The 23224-nt window shown below is 50.3% G+C and carries 23 protein-coding genes and 1 other annotated feature; of the genes, 19 read left to right on the top strand and 4 right to left on the bottom strand.

Annotation, left to right across the window (positions count from 1 at the left end):
• The first annotated feature begins 128 nt into the window (after nucleotides 1-128).
• The 5 genes from C8U37_RS05050 to C8U37_RS05030 are packed head-to-tail and all read left to right on the top strand — an operon-like array spanning nucleotide 129 to nucleotide 3862.
• A complete protein-coding gene (locus C8U37_RS05050; RefSeq protein WP_211306130.1) occupies nucleotides 129-548 on the top strand; it encodes a VOC family protein in 420 nt (139 codons plus the stop codon).
• A 34-nt stretch (nucleotides 549-582) separates the two neighbouring features.
• A complete protein-coding gene (locus C8U37_RS05045) occupies nucleotides 583-1083 on the top strand; it encodes a flavodoxin family protein (RefSeq protein ID WP_108032180.1) in 501 nt (166 codons plus the stop codon).
• 37 nt (nucleotides 1084-1120) lie between these two features.
• Entirely contained in the window at nucleotides 1121-2368 is a 1248-nt protein-coding gene (locus C8U37_RS05040) for an RtcB family protein (protein ID WP_108032179.1), read from the top strand.
• A gap of 27 nt (nucleotides 2369-2395) precedes the next feature.
• Nucleotides 2396-3370: a hypothetical protein gene (locus C8U37_RS05035; protein ID WP_108032178.1), complete on the top strand. Its 975-nt coding sequence runs from the start codon at nucleotides 2396-2398 to the stop codon at nucleotides 3368-3370.
• A 51-nt stretch (nucleotides 3371-3421) separates the two neighbouring features.
• A complete protein-coding gene (locus C8U37_RS05030; protein WP_108032177.1) occupies nucleotides 3422-3862 on the top strand; it encodes a hypothetical protein in 441 nt (146 codons plus the stop codon).
• Between the two features lie 229 nt (nucleotides 3863-4091).
• Here the strand turns inward: C8U37_RS05030 and C8U37_RS05025 are convergent, their stop codons facing one another.
• Nucleotides 4092-4739: an acetate uptake transporter gene (locus C8U37_RS05025; RefSeq protein WP_108032176.1), complete on the bottom strand. Its 648-nt coding sequence runs from the start codon at nucleotides 4737-4739 to the stop codon at nucleotides 4092-4094.
• A 137-nt stretch (nucleotides 4740-4876) separates the two neighbouring features.
• Here C8U37_RS05025 and C8U37_RS05020 point away from each other — a divergent pair, with 137 nt between their 5' ends.
• Together C8U37_RS05020 and C8U37_RS05015 are read left to right on the top strand one after the other, a co-directional pair.
• On the top strand, nucleotides 4877-5737 hold the full coding sequence (locus C8U37_RS05020; RefSeq protein WP_108032175.1) for a DUF6544 family protein: 861 nt from the start codon (nucleotides 4877-4879) through the stop codon (nucleotides 5735-5737).
• Nucleotides 5721-8156, top strand: coding sequence for a cation-translocating P-type ATPase (locus tag C8U37_RS05015; RefSeq protein WP_108032174.1), 2436 nt, complete (start codon nucleotides 5721-5723; stop codon nucleotides 8154-8156). Before C8U37_RS05020 ends, C8U37_RS05015 begins: the two co-directional genes overlap by 17 nt.
• Nucleotides 8157-8229: 73 nt before the next feature.
• Here C8U37_RS05015 and C8U37_RS05010 read toward each other — a convergent pair whose 3' ends face one another.
• Nucleotides 8230-9465, bottom strand: a complete 1236-nt coding sequence (locus C8U37_RS05010; RefSeq protein ID WP_245879761.1) for an MFS transporter — start codon at nucleotides 9463-9465, stop codon at nucleotides 8230-8232.
• Between the two features lie 176 nt (nucleotides 9466-9641).
• On the opposite strand from C8U37_RS05010, the gene C8U37_RS05005 reads away from it, so the two are divergent.
• The 4 genes from C8U37_RS05005 (at nucleotide 9642) to C8U37_RS04990 (ending at nucleotide 11811) form a co-directional block, all read left to right on the top strand.
• The gene (locus C8U37_RS05005) at nucleotides 9642-10166 is read left to right on the top strand and encodes an SOUL family heme-binding protein (protein ID WP_170100195.1); all 525 of its coding nucleotides are present in this window, start codon (nucleotides 9642-9644) and stop codon (nucleotides 10164-10166) included.
• Between the two features lie 69 nt (nucleotides 10167-10235).
• A complete protein-coding gene (locus C8U37_RS05000; protein WP_108032172.1) occupies nucleotides 10236-10796 on the top strand; it encodes a ribonuclease domain-containing protein in 561 nt (186 codons plus the stop codon).
• A 6-nt stretch (nucleotides 10797-10802) separates the two neighbouring features.
• Nucleotides 10803-11081 carry a barstar family protein gene (locus C8U37_RS04995; RefSeq protein WP_245879765.1) on the top strand — a complete coding sequence of 93 codons (279 nt, stop codon included), beginning with the start codon at nucleotides 10803-10805 and terminating at the stop codon, nucleotides 11079-11081.
• Between the two features lie 193 nt (nucleotides 11082-11274).
• Nucleotides 11275-11811, top strand: coding sequence for a dihydrofolate reductase family protein (locus C8U37_RS04990; protein WP_108032170.1), 537 nt, complete (start codon nucleotides 11275-11277; stop codon nucleotides 11809-11811).
• A gap of 12 nt (nucleotides 11812-11823) precedes the next feature.
• Here the strand turns inward: C8U37_RS04990 and C8U37_RS04985 are convergent, their stop codons facing one another.
• Nucleotides 11824-12480: a DNA alkylation repair protein gene (locus tag C8U37_RS04985; protein WP_108032296.1), complete on the bottom strand. Its 657-nt coding sequence runs from the start codon at nucleotides 12478-12480 to the stop codon at nucleotides 11824-11826.
• A gap of 105 nt (nucleotides 12481-12585) precedes the next feature.
• Between C8U37_RS04985 and C8U37_RS04980 the strand changes: the two genes are divergently transcribed.
• From C8U37_RS04980 to C8U37_RS04945, 8 genes are all read left to right on the top strand, one after another.
• Entirely contained in the window at nucleotides 12586-13344 is a 759-nt protein-coding gene (locus C8U37_RS04980) for an alpha/beta hydrolase (RefSeq protein WP_108032169.1), read from the top strand.
• Nucleotides 13345-13392: 48 nt separating this feature from the next.
• Nucleotides 13393-14004 carry a GNAT family N-acetyltransferase gene (locus tag C8U37_RS04975; RefSeq protein ID WP_108032168.1) on the top strand — a complete coding sequence of 204 codons (612 nt, stop codon included), beginning with the start codon at nucleotides 13393-13395 and terminating at the stop codon, nucleotides 14002-14004.
• 62 nt (nucleotides 14005-14066) lie between these two features.
• Nucleotides 14067-14337 (top strand) — a binding site (T-box leader).
• A 122-nt stretch (nucleotides 14338-14459) separates the two neighbouring features.
• Entirely contained in the window at nucleotides 14460-16157 is a 1698-nt protein-coding gene (argS, locus tag C8U37_RS04970) for an arginine--tRNA ligase (RefSeq protein WP_108032167.1), read from the top strand.
• Between the two features lie 485 nt (nucleotides 16158-16642).
• Nucleotides 16643-18172, top strand: coding sequence for a ClC family H(+)/Cl(-) exchange transporter (locus tag C8U37_RS04965; protein WP_108032295.1), 1530 nt, complete (start codon nucleotides 16643-16645; stop codon nucleotides 18170-18172).
• Nucleotides 18173-18268: 96 nt separating this feature from the next.
• Entirely contained in the window at nucleotides 18269-18745 is a 477-nt protein-coding gene (locus tag C8U37_RS04960) for a GyrI-like domain-containing protein (RefSeq protein WP_108032166.1), read from the top strand.
• Between the two features lie 68 nt (nucleotides 18746-18813).
• Entirely contained in the window at nucleotides 18814-20214 is a 1401-nt protein-coding gene (locus C8U37_RS04955; protein ID WP_108032165.1) for an MATE family efflux transporter, read from the top strand.
• Nucleotides 20215-20518: 304 nt separating this feature from the next.
• Nucleotides 20519-21157: an NAD(P)-dependent oxidoreductase gene (locus tag C8U37_RS04950; RefSeq protein WP_108032164.1), complete on the top strand. Its 639-nt coding sequence runs from the start codon at nucleotides 20519-20521 to the stop codon at nucleotides 21155-21157.
• 46 nt (nucleotides 21158-21203) lie between these two features.
• Nucleotides 21204-21950, top strand: a complete 747-nt coding sequence (locus tag C8U37_RS04945; RefSeq protein WP_108032163.1) for a class I SAM-dependent methyltransferase — start codon at nucleotides 21204-21206, stop codon at nucleotides 21948-21950.
• A 46-nt stretch (nucleotides 21951-21996) separates the two neighbouring features.
• Here the strand turns inward: C8U37_RS04945 and C8U37_RS04940 are convergent, their stop codons facing one another.
• Nucleotides 21997-23181 (bottom strand): cation:proton antiporter domain-containing protein, encoded by a 1185-nt coding sequence (locus C8U37_RS04940; protein ID WP_245879764.1) that lies wholly within the window; start codon nucleotides 23179-23181, stop codon nucleotides 21997-21999.
• Between the last annotated feature and the right edge of the window lie 43 nt (nucleotides 23182-23224).

Raw genomic sequence — 23224 nt, 5'->3', positions numbered from 1 at the left:
TTTTTCCGAATGATCTATGCAGATAAGATACTGATATACTGACTATAACAAACCAGCATCTGTTGGACAAAGAATCAGCTTCTGAATTGTAAGCGTGAAAGGCATCCTAAGAAAAGGGAGTGGGGAAATTGAGTCTCATCCATCATATCGAAATCAATGTCAGCGATTTATCCGCCAGCAAGGCATTCTGGTCCTGGCTGTTGGAAAAGCTAGGCTTCAGCAAATACCAGGAATGGGAGCAAGGTTTCAGCTATAAGGAAGGTGATTCTTACATCGTCTTCGTACAGACATCCGACCGCTTCCTGGACGAATCTTATCACCGCGGTCGGACAGGATTGAACCATTTGGCCTTAGCGGTCGATACAAAGCATGAGGTGGACGAACTATATGCGGAACTGCAACGCCGTAACATCCCGTTGCTGTATCCCGAAAGGCATCCTTTCGCAGGCGGAAAGGAACACTACGCCGTCTTTTTCGAAGACCCCGATCGGATCAAAGTCGAGGTTGCTGCTAGGCCGGCTTCCGGACAGACGAAACACATCCATTAGAGGCGTAAATTAAAAAAAGAAAGTGGGAAAGGCTATGGAAATCGGGATCATCGTCCATTCATTGACCGGCAATACCTTGTCGGTAGCGGAGCGGCTGCAGGAAAGGCTGACAGCTGACGGGCATGAAGTGGAAATCGAACGGCTGCAGACTATCGGAGAAGAAAAAATTAATGAAGCAAAGATTGAGAATGTGAAGCTGAAAATCTATCCCGATCCGCAGGCGAACGATCTCTTGATTATCGCCGGACCGGTCAGAGGAGCTTCCGCTTCAGCTGTACTGAAGCATTATTTTTCGGAAATCGGCCAACTCGAGGGCAAACCTGCGCTCCTTTTCGTGACCCAGGCCTTCCCGTTCCCTTGGATGGGCGGCAACCGCGCCTTGAAGCAGATGGCGGCTTTGTGCGAAGAACACGGCGCCGACGTCATCGGCAAAGGCGTCATCAACTGGATGAATCCGCGCCGAGAAAGGCAGATTGAAGACCTGATGCAACAGGTCAGTGATATGGTCGCGAAACAAGATCGGCAATTGAAATGATTTTGATCCAAGGATAATCGGAAGGGGGCACCAAAAGATGATTACTATCTTCAATCCCGAGGAACAGAAGTGGCCGATCAAAGTATGGCTGGAAAATGAGGAACAAATCGGTGAGGAATGCCTACAACAGGCGAAGAACCTGGCGAATCTGCCGTTTCTGCATCAATGGGTCGTGCTGATGCCGGATACGCATTCCGGCTACGGCATGCCGATCGGCGGCGTCATCGCTGCCGAAAAGGTTATCATCCCGAATGCGGTCGGGGTGGATATCGGCTGTGGGATGAGCTTTGTCCAGACGAACATCCCGGTAGAACGGCTGATCGAAATAGAAACGCCGAACGGTAAACTGGCCCAGGCGATTGCGGGCGACATCCTGCGGAATATCCCGACCGGTTTCGAGCACCATAAGAAAAAACAGCAATGCGAATCGGTCGCCCGGTTCCTCGAAGGGCTGACGCCCGAGGAAAAGGAAACAATGCCGCAGGAATTGATGAAGGAACTGGACGATGCGGCCTATCAGGTCGGTACGCTCGGCGGCGGCAACCATTTCATCGAACTGCAGACGGACGACCAGGGACGGCTTGGAATCATGCTGCATTCCGGATCGCGCAATCTTGGCTTCAAGATCTGCCATTATTTCAACGAATTGGCCAAGGAAGTGAACAAACAAGACCAGTCTCCGGTCCCTCCCGAGTGGGATTTGGCCTATATTTCCACCGAAAGCGCACTCGGAAAACTGTATCTCCGCTGGATGCAATTGGCGATGGATTTCGCCGAGGAGAACCGCAACCAGATGATGGAGAAGGTGCTCGATATCGTCCGGCTCTGGGTGAAAAAGTACGCAGGCATCAACCATGTCAACTTGTCGGATGCCGTCCACTGCCACCACAATTACGCCGCGCTTGAGGAGCATTACGGGAAAGATGTCTGGGTCCACCGCAAAGGCGCCATCCGCGCCGGAAGAGGTGAAATGGGCATCGTCCCGGGTGCGATGGGGACGTATTCCTATCTGGTGAAAGGCAAAGGCAATCCGGAAAGCTTCCTCTCCTGTTCGCACGGCGCAGGCCGGCGCATGAGCCGTTTGGATGCAAGGGAACAATTCAGTGTCCAGGACACGATCCTGGATTTGAGGGCATTGGGCGTCTTTCTCGCGAAAGCCAAACGGACCGATGTCGGCACGGAATCGCGCTTTGCCTATAAAGCCATCGACTTCGTACTCTCGCAAGAACTGGATCTTGTCGAACCGGTCCGCCGCCTCAAGACCGTCGCAGTAGTCAAAGGCTGAAAGGGAACTAAGAAAAGAGGGGTAAAAATGGAACTGCAGGAAAGGTACATCGCTGCCGGACTGAAGCATATTCCACCAGGCGAAAAGGCTGAAGTGGAAAAGGCCATGCGCCGCATCATTGCGGAACGATTGGCAGGACGCGGAGATGTCTCGGAGGAAACGGAACGCGAAGTGCTGAGAGGATTGGGGAATCCAAGACTATTGGCTGAAAGGCAACTGAAGGAAGCGCCCCATCTGATCGGACCGGAACTGTACGGAACTTACTTTATGATCGTAAAAATCGTCATGACGGTCGCAGTCATCGGAACGTTGATCGGGAATACCGTCGATTTCATCGTCAACGGCGAGAGCGTTTGGCGTTTCGTCGGACAGCTATTTGCAACGGCACTGAGTGTGGCGATCGGGGCTTTCGGGTGGGTGACACTCGTGTTCGCCATCATGGAAAGGACGGCAAAAGAGAAAATTTTGAGGGAAATCCAGGAAGACTGGAGTCTGGCTGATCTGCCTGAGAAGGAAGTTCCGCAGAAACCGTTCAGCAGGATTGGGGTCATCATCGGCATCATCTTTACGGTGCTTTTCCTCGTCCTCGTCAACCAATACAGCCATCTCTTGGGATTCTACTATACGATGGACGGCAGCAGGGAAATGATTCCGATGCTGGATCAGGAAGTGTTCCGCAATTACCTGCCTTACATCAACGGCATGTTGGTGCTGCAATTGTTCTTCTCAGCCAGCAAGCTCGTTTTCAGGAAGTGGACTTACCCGGTAGCGACCGCCAATCTGATCCTGAATGTCCTGTCCTTTTTGCTGCTGTGGTTCATCCTTCGAGATACAGCCATCCTGAATCCGGAGCTAGTCGCGAAAATCGCCGAAGCCACCGATGGGCAACGGGTACTCAATACCGCATTCAATTCGATCAAAGCCGTCTTCCTGTTCATTTTCCTGTTGGACTCTTTCGAAGGCTTTCATGATGCCTACCGAAACAGCAAAAAGCCGGTCTGAACCGGCAAACTATCGCTGTAGGTATGTGAAAAGCGGGATGGATGGTCTATAATGGAATTGCAAACAAAACAGGTTCCCGTTGAGCGGCGGACCGGTATTTTTGGAGGGAACCAATTAGTTATGGAACAGACAAAAGCAAAAGAATACATCCTTTACAATGAGGACACGAATGAATATTTGACTAGGATCACCTTCATGGGCAGCACCGTCTACAAGACGACGACGCTCGATTTGGCGATGCGTTTCTCCGAGCAGGACAAAGAAAGCTTGGAAATGATGGGAGCCGGCAATCCGGAAAAGGTGCTGAACAACATCGAAGCGACAGCCTTCGGAAACGACAGCGATGTGAAGGAAACGTACAGACTGTCCAACCTGAGTTTCCTGTCGATCAACGACTTGACTCCGGAAGAACGGGCAGCCTTCGATCTGGAAATCGAAGAGGGCAAAAAGAAAGCCGCCAGGATCCATTGTTGCCGGATCGTCAACAGATAGTCCGCCAAGATGCGACCAATAAAAATCAATCAAACCCAGTCATTATTCAGGACAGAGCAGTAGGTATATTTTCAGGTCAGGTTGCACAAGCCAGCCCCGTAAAACGATTGCTGCTGACTTCGAATGACACTCCTCAACGGAAAATCGAGGAACGCCACCGAAAAGGCAAAAAACGGGCGCTATGCAATCATGTTGCATAGCGCCCGTTTTTTTTATTGGATTCAGTCGTTTATTTGCTTGTAGCTACTTCGATTTTTGCTGTTTTCTTGACAGTCGTCACATTGCCCAACGGCAGGACTTCTTCGCCGTATACTTCGTTCAGAACTTGTGCCAAAGCGCCGTAGATTGCTGAGAATCCGCAGAAGATACCTTCGTATCCAGCGATTCTAGAAATCATTTCATTGCCGGTGAAGTCTCCCAAAGCGAGCAGGAAGAAAAGCAATGTCAAAGAACCGAAGACGATCTGCAGGTTTTTGCTGATGCGCAAGGTTCCGACGAACATTCCCAAAGTGAACAGCCCCCACATGAACAGGTAAGCAGCCATCGCTTGAGCCGAAGCCGCTTCGCCCATACCAAGACCGGGCATAACGATCGTTCCGACAAGGGAAAGCCAGAAAAAGCCGTAAGAAGTGAAAGCAGTTGCGCCGAATGTGTTATTTTTCTTGAATTCCATGATGCCTGCAATGACTTGCGCCATGCCGCCGAAGAAAATGCCCATAGCCAAAATCATCGTGTTCATCGGGAAGTAACCTGCATTGTGGATGTTCAACAAGACTGTTGTCATTCCGAAGCCCAATAAGCCAAGCGGCGCTGGATTAGCAGTGAATTCTTTCAAGCTGACGATTGTGTTGTTCTGTGTATTTGATGCGTTTTTCATTAGTAGTCCGTTCTCCTTTGATTTCAAATCTGAAAATAATGTCAGGGTGATTATATCCATATTGCTTGCTGTCGTCAATCTGTTTCGGGAAAAGTACACTTAAAGTTCACTTATATTGCGAAAGGATGGAAGAGAAAATGATAGCGATAAAGAAAATCATTGCGGTTGGTGGGGTCCTGCTCGGGACTGCCGGTGTTGTCCATGCTTACCTGCGCACAACTCCCTCGAAGGCTGCAAGGGAATTTACCGATTTGGCGGAGGATTTGTTGAAGGAAACGGAGCCGGTAAAGGGGCGCTTCACGGAAGCGGATATTGCGACGCTGCCTGGCCCTGTCCGACGCCATCTGCGCCGCTGCGGACATCTCGGGAAACCGAAGATGGCCTACATGAAGGTCGTTTTTCCGGATGTCGCCTTTTCGCTCGGAAAGGGAAAAAAGACCATCAAGATTGCCTACACGCAATATAACTTTGTGGACGGGCCTGACCGCATCGCCTACATCGACAGTTCGCTCTATGGCATACCTTTCGAAGGGGTGGATGCCTATGTCGACGGCAAAGGCTCGATGAAGGGGATTGTCGCAAAAAATATCACGCTGTTCGACATCGACGGGGAAGCGATGGACAGGGCCAGTTTGGTGACGTTCCTGTCCGAATGCCTCTTCGTTCCGAATGCGGCCCTGCAGGATTATATCCGATGGGAAGCAATCGATGCGCACCACGCCAAAGCGGTGATCACGGCGCACGGCATCAGTGCGGAAGGGATTTTCACGTTCAATGAAGATGATGAAATGGTAGCCTTCACGACCGATGACCGGGAAGCCACGACGATGGATGGGAAAAGCGAAAAAGTCAGATGGTCGGCGCTCTGCGGCGGCTACAAGGAGATCAACGGCATCCGCCAGCCGATGGAACTGCAGACGGTCTGGCATTATGACGAAGGGGATTTCACTTATTTTGATGCGAAAGCTGCGATGATGAGTTATGACAAACAAGACTGAATGGAAAGGATTGACGGAAGCGGAAGCGGCTGAACGGAGAGCCCGATACGGACCGAACGCATTGCCGGTACCGCGTAATCGACTCCTTGGCCTGATTCTGAGACAATTCCGGGGCATCTTCAATTTGATGCTGCTGATTGCGGCGGGGGTGACCTTTTCTCTGGGAGAGCCGATCGACGGTGCTTTTATCCTGCTGTTTGTGTTCCTTGGCACAGCATTGAATGTCTATCAGGAGCACAAATCGAATCAGGCAGCCGATAAATTGAAAGCTTACTTATTGAACACGATTACGGTGATGCGGGATGGAATGGAAAAGGAAGTGCCGACGGATTCATTGGTTCCCGGTGACATACTGAAGCTTGAGTCGGGAGACATAGTGCCGGCCGATGCCATTGTCCGCGTTGCCCGCGATCTTCTGGTCGATGAAACGACCTTTACGGGAGAAAGCATCCCGGTTTCGAAACGCGCGTCCGCTTCAAATGCAACCGGCGCCGACAAGGATACAGTCGCTGCCGATGAAGAGCGCTTGCTGCAAGGGATTGTTATCGTGAGGGGGAATGCCTTGGCTGAGGTCATCGCAATCGGCCAGGAGACGCAATTGGCGCATATCGCTAAGACGGCATCCGCGGTCCAGCCAGAGAGTGAACTCGTCAAGAGTGTGGACAAAATAAGCAACTTCATCATGAAGGTGACGCTGCTGACGCTCGGATTCGTCGTGGTGGCCAATATCCTGATCGAAGGCCGGCAGGCGGATGTCACGGGCCTGCTGATTTTCGCGATTGCCCTGGCAGTATCGGCCATCCCGGAAGCTTTGCCTTTGGTGCTGACGTTCTCCCTTTCGAGAGGCGCTCTGGAATTCGCCAAACGCGATGTCATCGTCAAGCGGCTTTCCGCAGTCCAGGATTTGGGATCCGTCAATCTGTTGTGCACCGATAAGACCGGCACAATCACGGAAAACCACCTTGTTTTCAGCAATGTTTATCCGATGGCGGGATCGCCTTACGATCCGCTGGTCTTGGCGCGCTTGGCCGCCATCAACCTGCATGATCGGATACCGGAACCTTTCGACCATGCAAGCGATGAGGCCCTATCGGCAGAGCAACGCCGAATCGTGGAGGGATACAGTCTCGAGCAGGAGGAAGCCTTCGATCCGGCGTTGCGCAGCAACGGTGCAGTCGTGAAACATTCGGATGGTACGACGCTGCACATCCGCCGCGGAAGCCCGGAATATTTCTTCGGGGAAGGGCTGATTTCCCATGATGTAGTTGAGGATTGGCTGCAGAATGAGGAAGAAAAAGGCCACCGGGTGTTGGGAGTGAGCTATGATGATGGCACCGGAGCGCGTTTCGGTGGATTTGTCTCTTTTGTTGACCGTATCAAGGATTCCACTATTGCGACGGTGGCTGCCGCAAAACAGATGAATGTCGCCATCACAGTCATCACCGGCGATGCCCTGAAAGTGGCTGAGGCAGTGGGAAGGGAAGCAGGCCTGGTTACGGAGAGCGCTGAAGTCACTGAGGCTGCCGCCTTTTTGGAATTGCCGCCTGTCGAAAGGAAGAAACGCCTGTCCTCGATTCGGGTCTTTGCCCGGACGACGCCCGAGCAGAAGTTGGAAGTGATCCAACTTCTGAAGGAACAGTTCACGGTCGGTTACTTGGGTGAAGGGATCAATGATGCACCGGCTTTGAAGGCGGCGCATGTCTCGATGGTCGTGCAGTCGGCGGCCGATGTCGCCCGTGAGACCGCCGATATCGTATTGCTGCAGAACGATCTGCGGGTGATCATTGAAGGCATCCGCTTTGGTCGGGAAACGCACGCCAATACGATGAAATATATCCGCGCCACTTTGATTTCGAACTTCGGTAATTTTTATGCGGTCGCCATCGGTTCGCTCTTCATCAGTTTTTTGCCGATGTTGCCGAAACAGCTGCTGCTACTGAATCTGCTGTCCGACTTTCCAATGATGGCCATCGCGTTTGACCGGGTATCGGCTCAGGAAGTGGAACGGCCGCAGCGGTATGATCTTCATTCCCTCTACATCATTTTCGTCACGATGGGGCTCGTGAGCACGGTCTTCGATTTCATTTGCTTCGGGCTGTTCTTTCGGATTTCTCCGGCAGTGCTGCAGACCAACTGGTTCATTGCCAGCGTATTGACGGAGATATTGTTGATGCTTTCCATCCGCTCCTTGGCGCCGATCACCAAGGCAGGCTGGCCCGCACCGTCGATTGTGTTCCTCTCGGTGATCGCCATGGCACTCGCCGTCGGATTGCCGATGATTCCCGCCACTGCAGCCTTCTTTGGATTCCAAACGCCGACAATGACGCATTTGGGGATCATTTTGGGAATCGCCTTCGCTTATCTTATCGTCACGGAACTCGTCAAACGTCCGCTTTCTGGATTCGTCAAAAAGAAATAGCCACCGACAAATCAAAAAGGCTGATTCCGTTTGGAAGTCAGCCTTTAGGGAATGGGACAGAGGAAAAGCCGGATCAATTTCCCTCTGTCCGCAGCATCAGCACGCCTCCGATGATGAAGAGCAGGGAAATGCTGGCGAGCCCGTTGCGTGAGTCGCCGGTCAATTGGCTCGTGAGCGCATAGAGGGCCGGCCCCATGATGGCCGCAAACTTGCCGAGGATATTGTAGAAACCGAAATACTCATTGGCATTCTCCTTCGGCACAAGCTTGGCGAAATAGGAACGCGACAGTGCTTGGATACCGCCTTGCGAAGTGGCGACCAGCGTAGCGAGGATCCAGAATTCCACTGCGGTGGTCATCCGGAAAGCCAGCAGACAGGCGAACAGATAAATGACGATGCCCACCAAAATCATCTTTTTACTGCCGAAACGTTGGGCCAGTTTTCCATACAGGATAGTGAAGGGAAAGGACAGGATCGGGATCACCAGCACGGCGATCATAAGCATGTCGGACACGATCCCGATGCTGTCGCCGAAGACGGCGGCCATGTGGGTGATCGTGTTCAGGCCATCGATGTAAAAGAAATAGGCGATCAGGAACAGGAACATTTTCCTATTGCTGCGGATTTGATGGAGCGTTTGGTAAAGCCGGGCGAAACTGTCATGGATGATGTGTTCGCTGGCCGGGACAAAATAACGTTGTTTCACATTGCGCAACATCGGAATCGTGAAGGCAATCCACCAAAAAGCCGTGAACAGGAAGGAAGTTTTGATGGCCGTCTTCCGCGGAATGCCGATCCTCTCGCCGAACATGATCAGCAGGATCGAAAGCACGAATGGGATCGTGCTGCCGCCAATGTAACCCATCGCAAACCCGTAAGTGGAGACCCGGTCCATCCGATCCTCGGTCGCGACATCTACCAAAAAGGCATCATAGAAGATGTTTGCGCCTGAAAAGCCGACCGTCGTGAGCATATAGAAAACCAGCAACAGGCGCCAGTCGTCCGTAAAACTGAGTGCTGCGGTCGCGACAACGCCGATCACAAAGAAGAACTTGAACAGCCGCATTTTCCATTTAGGGTAATCACCGATCGTGCCGAGTATCGGTGCGGAGATGGCGATGACCAGCGTCGCTGCCGAGGTCGCGTAGCCCCAATAGGAATCGGCTAAATTCGGAGCGATTCCTTCACCGGTCGTGATCGATTTATAAAAAAGCGGCAGAATGACCGAAGAAATGATGATCGAGTAGGCGGAATTGGCCCAATCATACATGATCCAACTTTTTTCCTGCAACGAAAAACTTTTCAGCATGGCTTCCGCCTCCATTCAACTGTATTGGTATCGCTCTCATTTGCTTGTAAATTATTTATAACAGTTGTTTGTGGATAGCACAAGCCCCAAACCGGTCAAGCAGTCTAACTTTTCGGAAAAAAGGAAAAATCATGGTAAAATTCAGCTGTAGAGAACAGAAAAGAGGAGGGAATATCATGTCTAAATATGAACGCCCGGAATACACGGTCGTGCTGTCGGAGGAGCCATTTGAATTGCGGGAATACCGGGATTTCTACATCGTGGAATACGACAATGCCGGTGATCCGGATGTGGACAGCGGGTTCGGCACCTTGTTCCGCTATATATCAAATGACAATCAGTCCAACCGGAAAATCAGCATGACCGTTCCGGTGATCCAGGAACTTTCGGATGAGCGCATGAAGATGGCGTTTGTTGTCCCAAAGGAGGAATGGGACGATATTCCGCAGCCCAACAGTCCCTCGTTGGCCGTCAAAAAGTTCGATAGCGGTCTTTTTGCGGTCATCCAGTACGGTGGTTATTCGAATGATCGGAAAGAGCGCGACATGCTGGAGAAGTTGGCGCAGTGGCTTCAGCAGAAAAAGTACCAACCTTCTTCGAATTATATGCTGGCGTCCTTCAACGCGCCATTCGTGCCGCCGATGTTCCGGCATAACGAAATCATGGTGCGGGTCGGAACGGATCAACAGGATTCCGATTAAATACTGGACAATTTGGCGTTCCTTTTGTATCGTATCGGGGAACACATTTGGCAAAAAGGGGATTAGTGGATGAAAAATTTAAAAAGCGGCCTGAAAGGCTTGTTCGCGCTTTTGGCGATCATTTTGGCCGTATGGTTCAATGGCGTCGACTCGCTTTTCGAGGAACGGACACCCGATTCTTCAATCAGCATCGCCGCCAGCAGCTCGCAAACAATTGAAGAAAATATCCAAGAAAGTGAGACGCAGGAGTCGGCCGAAACGGCAACCAGCAATGGTGTCACGGAAGGGCAAGCCTATTCAACGAAAGACGAAGTGGCGGCCTACCTTCACCAGTTCAACGAGCTGCCGCCCAACTACCTGACGAAGGACGAAGCCGAGGATCTTGGTTGGGACAACTCCGAAGGCAACTTGTGGGAAGTTACGGACAGAATGTCCATCGGCGGTGACTTCTTCGGCAATCGCGAGGGACTGCTTCCGAAGCAAGCGGGCAGGACCTATTATGAGGCCGACATCGATTATGACGGTGGCTTCCGTGGGGCTGAGCGCATCGTCTATTCGAATGACGGTCTTATCTTTTACACGGATGATCATTACGAATCGTTCGAACAGCTGTATAGGGAGGGGGATTGATTGAAGATGGAAATCATCCGTTTGGAAGGCAGCGAAATGACCGATCGGAAAGCAACGCATACCTATATGAAAAAGAAATTGCATCTCCCCGAATACTATGGCAATAACCTCGATGCCTTGTGGGATTGTCTGACGACCGATTATTCCGGCAAAATGATCATCCTACAGAATCCGCAAACCGTGAAAAACCAACTCGGTGATTATGGAGACTCCTTGGTCCGCTTGTTCAAGGAAGCTGCTGCAGCCAATTCCGCCATCCGTTTGATCCTGGCTTATCCGCTGTGAAGTTTATGCAAGTAAACGAAGTGGGAAATGCCTGATTGTCAACCTAAAAATAAGGCTGAACGCAAAAAAGACGATTCGCACTGAATCGTCTTTTTTGCGGTTTTCCCAATTTCCGAACGAAAAATTCTTTCCTTGATTGTCAACCAAGCGTATAGTTGACTATATGGGGTAGACAAGTCATGGGGGTGTTCAGGTGGAAAAGAGAAACGTCAAAGTATATATCGCAGTCAGTCTGGATGGCTACATCGCGCATTCGGACGGAAATATCGAGTGGCTCGACAGTGTCGCCAGATCTGATGAAGATTACGGTTATGCGAATTTTATCGAAACGATCGATACTGTCATCATGGGGCGGAAGACCTATGATAAGGTGCTGTCTTTCGGCGGGGAATTCCCGCACGCAGGCCGTGAATGTTTTGTGTTTTCGCGAACGGAGCGAGGCTCTGATGGTCAGGTCCATTTTTACAACGGACCAGTGGAGGATCTGTTGGATCAGATCCGGCGCAAACCCGGAAAGGACATCTTTATCGATGGCGGGTCCGAAGCGATCGACCTGTTCCGTGAAAAGGGCCTGATCGACAGCTACACCGTATCCATCATCCCGATTCTGCTCGGTGAAGGGATTCCGTTGTTCAAAGAGAGCAACAAAGAGCTGCCTTTGCAATTGATAGCGGCGAAAACGTTCGATTCCGGTTTGGTGCAGCTCACTTACGAACCGATAAACGAATAAGAATATTTTCGGTCAGACATACTTGCTGCCTTCGCGGATGCTCAGATTGGACAGTCCGTCCTTATGCAAGGAAAGGAACGTGCGCACCCAATCGGGATTCGTTTTGCTGAAGTCGCGCAGACTCCAACCGATCGCTTTATTGATGAAGAATTCCTTTTGGTTCAAATTATTTTTGATGATTTCTGCCAGTAAATCGGTGTCCGTCTTTTCTTTGAAACCGAGTTGATGATCGATGGCGACGCGCCGAAGCCAAATGTCGTCCGCCACGCTCCATTCCAAGAGAATCGGTTTGCATTCCGGATAACGTTGGACGATCGATCCGACAACTCCATCCAGTCCGTCGACGGTATCCCACCAAGATTTTGTCTGGATGTACTGCTTCAGCTTCGCCAAGTCTTCCGGACCCAGGCAATCCTGGACAGCCAGCAGATAGTCGACGCCCGCATACTGGAATTCCCGTTCAACCCGTTCGAAGCACTGATCGACGAAATCGAAGTCGACTCTCTTTTCTTTTTTTGCAGTTGCAAGAAATTTTTTATAGGCTGCTTTCCGCGGAATCGTTGTGATACCCAAAAACGGGAATTGATTCCGCATATAGGCCGACATCTGGAGGGCGCGCTCTTCATCACGTAATGCCAGCAAAGATTCAAAAATGCCATCATACCACATCGTTTTAACCTGCCTTTCATAAGCGATGGGACGCATAGGTCACTCATCATGATTACTTTAGAACAGTTTTTATAAAAGTGCAATCATGATCCAAAGGAGGATATTATGGAAAAAAACAGGAAATCCAACTGGATACGTAAAATACTGATCGGCTTGGCTCTGCTGATAGTAATTGCTGCAGGTGCGTTTTTTTGGTACGTGAATGACTACTACCAAGCGACAGCGGATGCTATCGAAGCGCTGCAATCGGATGGATCGATCACCATCACCGAGACCGAGGATGCGATCACGTTTGCGCCGAATGGGGAAAATCCGGAGGAAGGCATTATCTTTTATCCGGGCGGAAAGGTGGAAGCGGAAGCCTATGCGCCTTTGCTGCGCAGCTTGGCCGAAGCGGATTTGTTGGTGGTCGTCGCCAAGATGCCTTTCCATTTGGCGGTCTTTGATGCCAATGCGGCAGAAACGATCATGGAACAGGAAGATAGTGTGCAGGATTGGTATCTCGCGGGGCATTCCTTGGGTGGAGTCATGGCTTCCAGTTTTGCGGCTGACCAAGCTGACGAAGTCGCGGGTCTCATTTTCCTGGCATCCTATCCGTCAGGAGATTTGACCGCAGCACCGTTTCCGGTCCTTTCCCTCTACGGTTCGGAAGATGAAGTCCTGAACCGCGAAAGCTACGACGAAGCGCAACGAAAGCTGCCGGCTGACTATACCGAAATCGAACTGGTTGGCGGTAATCATGCCCAATTCGGCGATTATGGAATGCAGGCGGGAGACGGGACTGCATCCATCAGCGCCGAACAGCAGCAACAACAATCTGTTGAAGCCATCACAACGTTCATCGGAAACAACCGCCAGCAATAATGCAGCGGATCAAATAATAAGAGAGATTTGCATGAAGGGAAGAAAAACATGACAGAAATAACGATAGCGAAAATGAGCCAATTATCGGAAACACAAAAAGAGGAAGTCAGAAAAATTTTCGTCACCAGCTACTACAAGGACATGAAGACGCTGCATCGCGATATTGAGCGCCTATTGGGAGGATTCCGCAGAGTCCTGCAGGAGGACCTGATCCGTGTTGCGATGTACGGCGATCGCCCGGTCGCAATGGTGGGGTGTTCGACCAACCAGCGCCGCGCCATGGAGGTAAACAAAGAAGATTTCCTGGCCAATTTCGGATTTATATGGGGACATGTCGGGTATTTCAGCTTCCATAAAGAATACGGAAATCCCTTACCAATCGATGATGAGACGCTCTATTTTGAGTGCGTGGCGACCAATGAAGCCGATCGTCGCCAGGGTGTTGCCGGCCAGATGCTGCTCAAACTAATCGAAACGGAGCCTTACCGAACTTTCGCCTTGGATGTCGTCGACAGCAACGGAAGGGCCCAGAGTGTTTATGAACGGATCGGTTTCCGCGAAGTGCACCGCAAAAAATCGTGGATCGGAAAAATTTTCATGGACTATTCGGAAAGCATTTGGATGAGCCGTCCCAAGCAGCTCACGGATCCAGCTGAATGATGCGGCATTGAAAATCCATTAGACAAACTGGGCCGGCTTTGATATAGTATTACAGATAGTAATCACATTCATTGATGAAGAAAGTACTTCGAGCAATGTTCACAGCGAGCGGGGAAGGTGGAAGCCCGCAATGGAGCGAAGAAGGAAACGCCCTTCAGAGAAAATGACTCGAAAACAAGCGCAGTCCTCTGTTCATCGGACAGATTGTAAGGAACATTTGTGAGTAGCGTCATTCGGTTTAGCCCCGTTAACGGTTCAAAAGGATAAACTAATCAGAGCCCATCTGTATTGCTTTATCGAATTAGAGTGGTACCACGGATGTTCGTCTCTATTTTGCCAGGGCAGAATAGGGGCTTTTTTTATCGTTATCGCGCATTTGCGGCACCTACGAGAAGACAAGTGATCCATTCATCATGAGGATAGGCAGAGGCATATAATAAAGGAGCAGAAAAAATATGGATTATAAAAAGATTGTTGCTGAAGAGATTCAAAAGCTGGTACCGGAGCATTTAACCTACGATCAAGTGTACCAATTGCTGGAAGTACCTAAATATACAGAGCACGGGGACGTCGCATTTCCGGCATTCGCACTAGCGAAAGCGTTGCGCAAAGCGCCGCAAGCCATCGCCGGAGATTTGGCGGCACAACTGAACCATCCTTACATTGAAAAGGTGGAAGCGGTGGGCCCGTATGTCAACCTGTTCCTTGAAAAAGCAGCGGTAACGAATGCGGTCTTGCATGAAATTGCTGCCGAGAAGCAAGCATTCGGAACAGCCGACATCGGAAAAGGCGGCAATGTGCCGATCGATATGTCCTCGCCGAACATCGCGAAACCGATCTCGATGGGACACTTGCGCTCTACGGTAATCGGAAATTCTTTGGCCAACATCATGAAAAAAGTCGGCTTCAACCCGATCAAAATCAACCACTTGGGCGACTGGGGAACCCAATTCGGCAAGCTGATCGTGGCCTACAAATTGTGGGGCGACGAAGAGAAAGTCAAAGCTGAGCCGATCAATGAATTGCTGACTTTATATGTCCGTTTCCACACGGAAGCAGAATCAGACGATACCATGAACGACGAAGCCCGCGCTTGGTTCAAAAAATTGGAAGATGGCGATGAGGAAGCTTTGCATCTTTGGGAGTGGTTCCGTTCCGAGTCGCTGCAGGAATTTATGAAAATCTACGATATGTTGGGGATCACTTTCGATTCCTTCAACGGCGAAGCTTTCTACAACGATAAGATGGATGAAGTCGTTGAACTGCTGGACAAAGCCGGTATCCTGACCCAAGACCGCGGCGCAACCATCGTTGATTTGGAAAAATACAATCTGAATCCGGCTCTAATAAAGAAATCGGACGGCGCAACACTGTACATCACCCGCGACTTGGCTGCGGCAATCTACCGCAAACGCAATTATGACTTCGCGATGTCCCTGTATGCAGTCGGCAATGAACAAAGCAACCACTTCAAACAACTGAAAGCCGTTCTGAAAGAGCTTGGCTACGACTGGGCAGAAAACATGCACCATATCCCGTTCGGCCTGATCACGCAAGGCGGCAAGAAACTGTCGACGCGTCAAGGCAAAGTCATCCTGCTTGAGGAAGTCCTGAACGAAGCGACCGAACTTTCCTTGAAACAGATCAATGAGAAGAATCCTACCTTGGAAGACAAAGAAGCAGTCGCGAAAGCAGTCGGCGTCGGCGCCGTCGTTTTCCATGACCTGAAAAATGACCGTCTGAACAATTTCGACTTCGATTTGGAGGAAGTCGTGCAATTCGAAGGCGAAACGGGCCCTTACGTCCAATATACAAATGCACGCGGCTTGAGCATCCTGCGCAAAGCAGCAGTCGAACTGGACACGACCGAAGCGGCTGACCTTGGCTTGGATGACGCTTACGCATGGGAAGTCGTGAAATTGTTGAACAGTTTCCCTGAAATCATCCAACAAGCCTACGAAAAATTCGAGCCATCCGTGATCGCGAAATACACGATCCACTTGTCCCAAGCATTCAATAAATACTATGGCAACACAAAAGTGCTGGTGGAAGACAACAAACGCAATGCCCGTCTGGCACTTGTGCAGTCCGTAGCCACAGTCCTGCAAGAAGGCCTAAGACTCCTAGGCGTCCAATCCCCAGAAAAAATGTAGAGCGAGATGAAAAGCGTTTAGATACCCGGACGTTGGAGCAAATAACGAAGTGAACCGCTTTTGTTCACTACGTTATTTGCGAAACGGTAGTGGTATCTGCTTTTCAGAACGCGTTTGCGTAGGATACGATGAATTGCGGTAGGGGGTGAGCACTAAGAGGACATTACGAGAACGGCCGTTTTTTGGCCGTGACGTAATGTCAGCTTAGGCGGAATCCCCTGCAATTCAGAGTTCGACTAAAAGGGATGAGATGATTCGCGGGTAGAGTTCGAGCACTAAGAGGACAAACACAAAGCGGACGTTTTTTGTCCGCGTGTGGTTATCAGCTTAGGCGGAGAACTCTGCGAATCAGAACTCGACTAAGTAGAGCGAGATAAAAACCAAAACCGCCTAAAATTATGCACATAGTTTTAGGCGGTTTGATTTATTCGAAACATTAAAATAAGAGAAAGAAGGGATAACCTTTGGATATCTACAGGAAGCTCATGGCTGATGAACGCGTAGTTTACCTTGCAAAAGGAACACTTGTAGGTTTATCGGCAGGCTTCATTGTCAGTCTTTTCAGATTAGGAATTGAATTTATATTGGAGAAAGTGATTGAAAGCTATCACTACATGCAAGAAGAACCAATCTGGCTTATCCCTTGGGTGATTTTTTCAGTGGTAGCCGCGGTCATCGTCGGAAAACTTGTCAAAAGCGAACCCAACATCAAGGGCAGCGGTATTCCGCAAGTGGAGGGACAAGTCCAAGGAATCATCAGCCTTAACTGGTGGCCGGTGCTCTGGAAAAAATTTGTCGGAGGTCTGCTGGCAATCGGATCGGGTCTCTTCTTAGGAAGGGAGGGCCCTTCCATCCAATTGGGATCCGCAGTGGGACAAGGTATCAGCAGTCTCACAAAAGGGGATGACGTCGAAGAGAAGATTTTGCTTTCGAGCGGTGCCGGCGCCGGTTTGGCGGCAGCTTTCAATGCGCCCTTGGCAGGCTTGATGTTTGTCCTCGAGGAAGTCCATCATAATTTTTCCCCTTTGCTTGCCATCACGACCTTCTCCTCCGCGCTTGTGGCAAATTTTGTGTCCTTGAACATCTTTGGTTTGACTCCAGCGCTGGACATCGGCATGATGAACACGATCCCGATCGCCTATTACGGCTTGGTTATTGGCTTGGGCGTTTTTCTGGGATTGAATGGCTGGCTATACACCAAAGTGGTCCTGTCTTTGCCGAACATCTACAGCAAGCTTCCATTCATCCCGGCTCGGTATAATGCAATCTTGCCATTCATTCTGGTCATCCCGATCGGCTATTTTCTTCCCCAGGTCATCGGAGGAGGCAGCGAACTGATCCTGCATTTGAGCAATTGGCAACTCTCATTGGGAGTGTTGATTGGCTTATGGGTTCTGCGCTTTGTATTTTCGATGATTTCCTATGGCGCGAATGTTCCCGGCGGCATTTTTCTGCCGATCTTGTCGTTGGGGGCAATCTTGGGCGCCATCTACGGAAAAGCGGCTTTAGCCCTGCTTTCGTTCGATCCTCAATATTTGCCGCACTTCATCATTTTTGCGATGGCGGGTTATTTCACAGCCATCGGAAAAGCGCCTTTGACTGCCATCATTTTGGTGACTGAGATGGTCGGCGGGATGAATCAGTTGATGCCGCTTGCCATTTGTTCATTCAGCGCCTTTGTCACCGCCGATCTGCTGGGTGTGGATCCCATCTATGAAAGCCTTTTGGAAAGGCTTATTGCTTCGCATGACAGCAAGCGCAACGGGAAAAAATATCTGTTTGATCTACCGGTCAGAGCCGAAAGCCATTTCTCCGGCAAAGAGATCCGTGCTGTACGCTGGCCTGAGGATGTGTTGGTTACCTCGATCCGCAGAGGCCAACAGAATGTTGTCGCTACAGGGAAAACGGTCATGCAGACGGGGGATACTTTGCATGTTTTGACGGACCTAGGTCTGGCGAAAACCGTTCAGAAAGAACTGAAGCAATTGGAAAAGAGGCAACTTTTCGACACTTGATGCATCAAGTGGGTTTTTTTCTGAAAAATATGCTATCCTTATATTGAAGTTTTAAAGTCGGTGCATCGCAAGCCTTGTTAAAGGGGGTTTTGTAAAATGGGAAGAATTTCAGACATCACATTGACCAATCAGCCGGAGCAACGCGTCATTTCCATCAAAACGGAAACGACGCTAAAAAATATGCAGACGAAGATAGAGGAATGCCGAGAAAAGATCCTCACCTATCTGAATCTGTTGGAAGAACTGCCTGCAGGTCCCTGTTTCACAATCTATTACTCATTCACGAAGCAAAACGTCGAAATTGAAGTCGGCTATCCGATCGTAAAAATGTTGCCACCGCAGGATGATATCCGCATGTCCATCATTCCGTCAGGGAAACGAGTATCCTGTCTGCACATCGGCCCTTATAATGAAATCCCGAAACTTTACCAGGAAATGGACCAGTGGTTGACATTCCATGATTTCGAAACAAATGGCATCTCCTATGAAACTTACTACAACGGCAAAGGCTTCACGCCTAAAGAATTCTTGACCAAAATCGAATTGCCTATCCAAGAGGCAGATGAATCATAAAAAATTATAGCTACAAAAAAGGCGAGCCGTCGAATAGACGGCTCCACTTTTTTGGAAAGGAAAAAAATATGCAACAAAACAAACAGCCAGCAATGGCGGAAAATAAGATGGGTGTCATGCCCGTCAACAAATTACTTATCTCGATGTCCGTACCAATGATGATCTCCATGGTGGTGCAGGCTTTATATAATGTCGTGGACAGTATTTTTGTGGCCCAGATCAGTGAAAAAGCTCTGACGGCCGTATCCTTGGCGTTCCCAGTGCAGAACTTGATGATTGCTCTGGCGGTCGGGACCGGGGTCGGAATCAATGCGTTGGTTTCCAGACGCCTCGGCGAAAAAAATTACCCAGCCGCAAACAGCACGGCCGATAACGGCATCTTTTTGAATGCAATGCATTTCCTGCTGTTTTTGGCGCTGGGATTGTTCTTTATCCCGCTTTATTTCTCCTTCCAGACGAAGGATGCAGAAATCATCGCTTACGGAATCGATTACCTGCAAGTCATCTGTGTCTTCTCAATCGGAATATTTATGCAGGTCAGCATGGAACGCTTGCTGCAGTCCACAGGCAGGACCTTGTTCACGATGACGACCCAAGCGACAGGTGCGATACTGAACATCATTCTCGATCCGATCTTCATCTTCGGCTGGTTCGGCGTTCCGGCGATGGGAACAAGAGGCGCTGCGATCGCAACCGTGATCGGACAGATAACCGCGGCTTCACTGGCGTTCTTTTTCAATGTCCGTTTCAATAAGGAAATCACTTTATCGTTTAAAGGCTTCCGCCCGGACATGCAGACGATCAAAAAAATCTATTCCATCGGCGGCCCTTCGATTCTGATGCAAGCTGTCGGCTCCTTCCTGAACTTGAGCCTGAATAATATTTTGATTCGCTTCACACCTACAGCGACTGCTGTTTTCGGTGTCTACTTTAAGCTTCAAAGCTTCATCTTCATGCCGGTTTTCGGCCTGAACAACGGGATGGTTCCAATCATCGCCTACAACTACGGTGCCGACCAAAAAGAAAGGATCAAGGAGACCATCACCTTGTCGAAAAGGTATGCGATAGCGATCATGTTCATCGGCGCTGCCGTTTTCTTGCTGATTCCCGGCACACTGCTGCAGCTGTTCAACGCGTCCGAGGAAATGCTGGAAATAGGCATACCGGCTTTGCGGATTATCAGCCTTTGCTATGTTGCTGCAGGCTATAACATCGTTTCTGGTTCCGTGTTCCAAGCCTTCGGAAGAGGCGGTCTGAGCCTGTGGGTTTCCATGATTCGTCAAGTCGTGGTGCTGCTGCCGGCAGCCTATCTGCTTTCCTTGATGGGGGATGTTTCGTTCGTCTGGTGGGCGTTTCCCATTGCGGAAGTCTTTGCGTTGGTCATGAGCATCTATTTCAACAAGAAAATCGACAAAGAAGTCATCGCGAACATCTATCCGCATACAATCGGGGATGTAGTTCCGGAATAGATAGAAAAGCGGGACAAGCCCGCTCTGCCTCGAAAGAAATTTAGGAAATCTGGCCCTGAATGAGCATCGTAGAGCGCAATGGGTCAGATTTATCTAATTTCCGAGAGGTAGGCTTGGCCCGCTAGACATCTTATTGAAAAGCAAAAGCCTTGCAGAGCCGAAAGGATTGTGCAGGGCTTTTTTAGTGCGATTGTGGGAAGGGGTGTTTTCGTTTCCGGAAAAGTGTCCGGCTTTACTTTTATTGCTCGGAATCCTAAAATGAAAGAGACAGAAAGACGTTCAAAATCAGGATGGAGGGATTTCAGTGAAGATCGGAATCATCGGAGCGACAGGCAGACAAGGCAGGTTGATTTTGGAAGAAGCACATGCCCGGGGACATGAGGTGACCGCCATCATCCGGAATCCCGCCAAGCTCGCAGACAAAAGCGTAGCCATCATGGAGCGGGATATTTTCGATGTGCAGGTGGAGGATTTGAAAGGATTCGATGTGATTGTGGATGCGTTCAATGCGCCGGCGGGGATGGAAGAGGAGCACGTCACCTCGCTGCAGTCCTTGATCGATGAACTGGAGCACCTGCCGGAAACGCGTTTGATCGTCGTTGGTGGCGCCGGTAGCCTTTACGCGGATCCCGGAAAAACGATCCGGGTGATGGAAACGGCCAATTTTCCGGAAGCCTTCAAACCGACTGCAACGAATATGGCTAAGGCCCTTAGCATACTGAAGGAAAGCAAGGTCAATTGGACGTACCTATCGCCATCCGCTTACTTTGACCCTAACGGCAACCGGACCGGAAAATACGCGGAAGGTGCAGAAACGCTGCTGCTGAACAGCGAGGGTGAAAGTTACATCAGTTATGCGGACTACGCGATTGCGCTGGTGGACGAAATCGAAAGACAACGACATCTAAAGCAACGCTACACAGTCGTCGGTGAACGGCAGTAGGTCCATACGCTGACAGGCACGACAATGCAGATCAGGAGGGGAATTCATGGAAACATTGGATTTGATCATCGATTTTCATAAAAACAACCCACGCCAAGGTCCAGGCAGCCAACAGAGCACCATCAAAGCGTTGCAATTTCTGCCGCAATTGACCCCGCAAGCACAACTTCTGGATGTAGGCTGCGGAACCGGCGCGCAGACCATGGTGCTGAGCGAACAGACGCCAGCCCATATCACTGCGGTCGACAGCAGCAAGGAATTTTTGAGCATCCTCAAACACAAAGTCCTGGAACAAGGCATCTCGAACCGTCTGACGGTCAAAGAGATGGATATGGAACAGCTTGCCTTCGCTCCCGAATCTTTAGATGTCATCTGGGCAGAAGGTGCCATCTACAACATCGGCTTTTCCAGAGGCATCCGTGAGTGGAGACCATTGCTGAAAAAAGACGGATACTTGGTTGTTTCGGAAATTTCCTGGCTGACTCCTGAGCGTCCGCAGATTGTGGAAAAGTATTGGACCGACGTCTATCCGGAAATGGGGACGATTGCGGAAAAGATTGCTCAAGTGGAGGATGCCGGCTACATCCCGGTGGCTCATTTCGTCCTGCCAGAATCGGACTGGACGAGCCATTACTACCATTACTATGAGAAAAATGAAGCGGCATTCCTGGAAAGGCACGGCCACAGTGAGGACGCAAAAGCTTTGGTGGAAGAAAACCACCAGGAAATGAAGCATTTCGAAAAATACAGTGCCTATTACAACTATGTTTTCTATATCATGCAGAAACGTTGAAACGACTGAGGCGCCCTGTCCGTTGGATGGACAGGGCGCCTCGTTTTTATTTTGTCAGAAAGGTCTTGTAGGTGCGGTCGATGAAGGTGGCTCCGATCGGCGCGGTCAGGATGATCGCTAAGACGGCGACGCTCAAAATGACGCTGCCGGCTTCGACTCCGGCAGCCAACGGGATCGAACCGATGGCCGCTTGGACAGTGGCTTTCGGCGTGTACGCCATCGCGGAGAAAATACGTTCTTTTGTATTCAGATTTGTTCCTGAAACAGCCAGGAAGACCGCGACCATCCGGAAAATCAAAGCGCCGAAAATCAAGGCAACGGCCGCAAAACCGGCGCCGCCCAAAGCTGTGATGTCGACAGCCGACCCGACCAGCACGAACAGGAAGATTTCGGCTGCGGACCAGATTTTTGAGAACTTGTCATTCAGATGTTTGGCCAATTCCGGGCGTCTTTTCAATAAGGTCGCTCCGACAGCCATGACACCGAGCAATCCTGAAAATGGAATGAATTTGGCGAACGAATCCTCCACCGTCACCAAAAGGAAACAAGCGCTCAGCACCAACATGACTTTCATCGTGTCGCGGATGTGGAAAGTCTTGAAGAGAAAAACGAGACCCAAGCCCACCAACAGACCTCCAAGCAGACCCAAGGCAATCGAAACTGGAACGGAAAGCAGTGTGATGGCCTGGAAACCGCTGCCTGTGTACATGCCCATGAACGAGGTGAACAGGACGATGACATAGACGTCGTCGACGGATGCGCCGGCCAGGATCATCTGCGGAATCCCTTTGGCTTTGCCGTAGCCGCTCTCGATCAGCATGATCATGCGCGGAACGACAACCGCCGGTGAAACGGCCCCAAGCACGGTTCCAAGGATGGCAGCCTCCAATAAACTGATGCCCAACAATTTCGGCGCCAACAGGATGACCGCCAAAATTTCGAAGGTCGCCGGCAAAAAGGTCATCAGGACGGCGGGACGGCCGATTTTTTTGAGATCGCCCAAGTCCATGGTCAAACCTGCACGGACGAGAATGACGATCAAAGCGATTTTCCGGATATCCGCGGATATGGCCAACAATTCCGGCGCCATCAGATCCATTCCATATGGACCCAACACGATGCCGGTCAAAATCAAGCCCAACAAACCGGGCAGTTGGAGCCGGGTGAAAAGAGAACTGAGAAGAAAACCAAGAATAAGAATAAGCGCGATACTGTAGATCAAAAGCTGCACCTCCAAATTTTTGCCACTAAAAAAGCTGAAGACGGACTGCGCC

Source organism: Trichococcus patagoniensis (genome assembly GCF_003051085.1).
Lineage (GTDB): Bacteria > Bacillota > Bacilli > Lactobacillales > Aerococcaceae > Trichococcus > Trichococcus patagoniensis.
The sequence above is the reverse complement of the archived record's forward strand: the minus strand, read 5'-3'. Positions and strand labels throughout refer to the sequence as shown.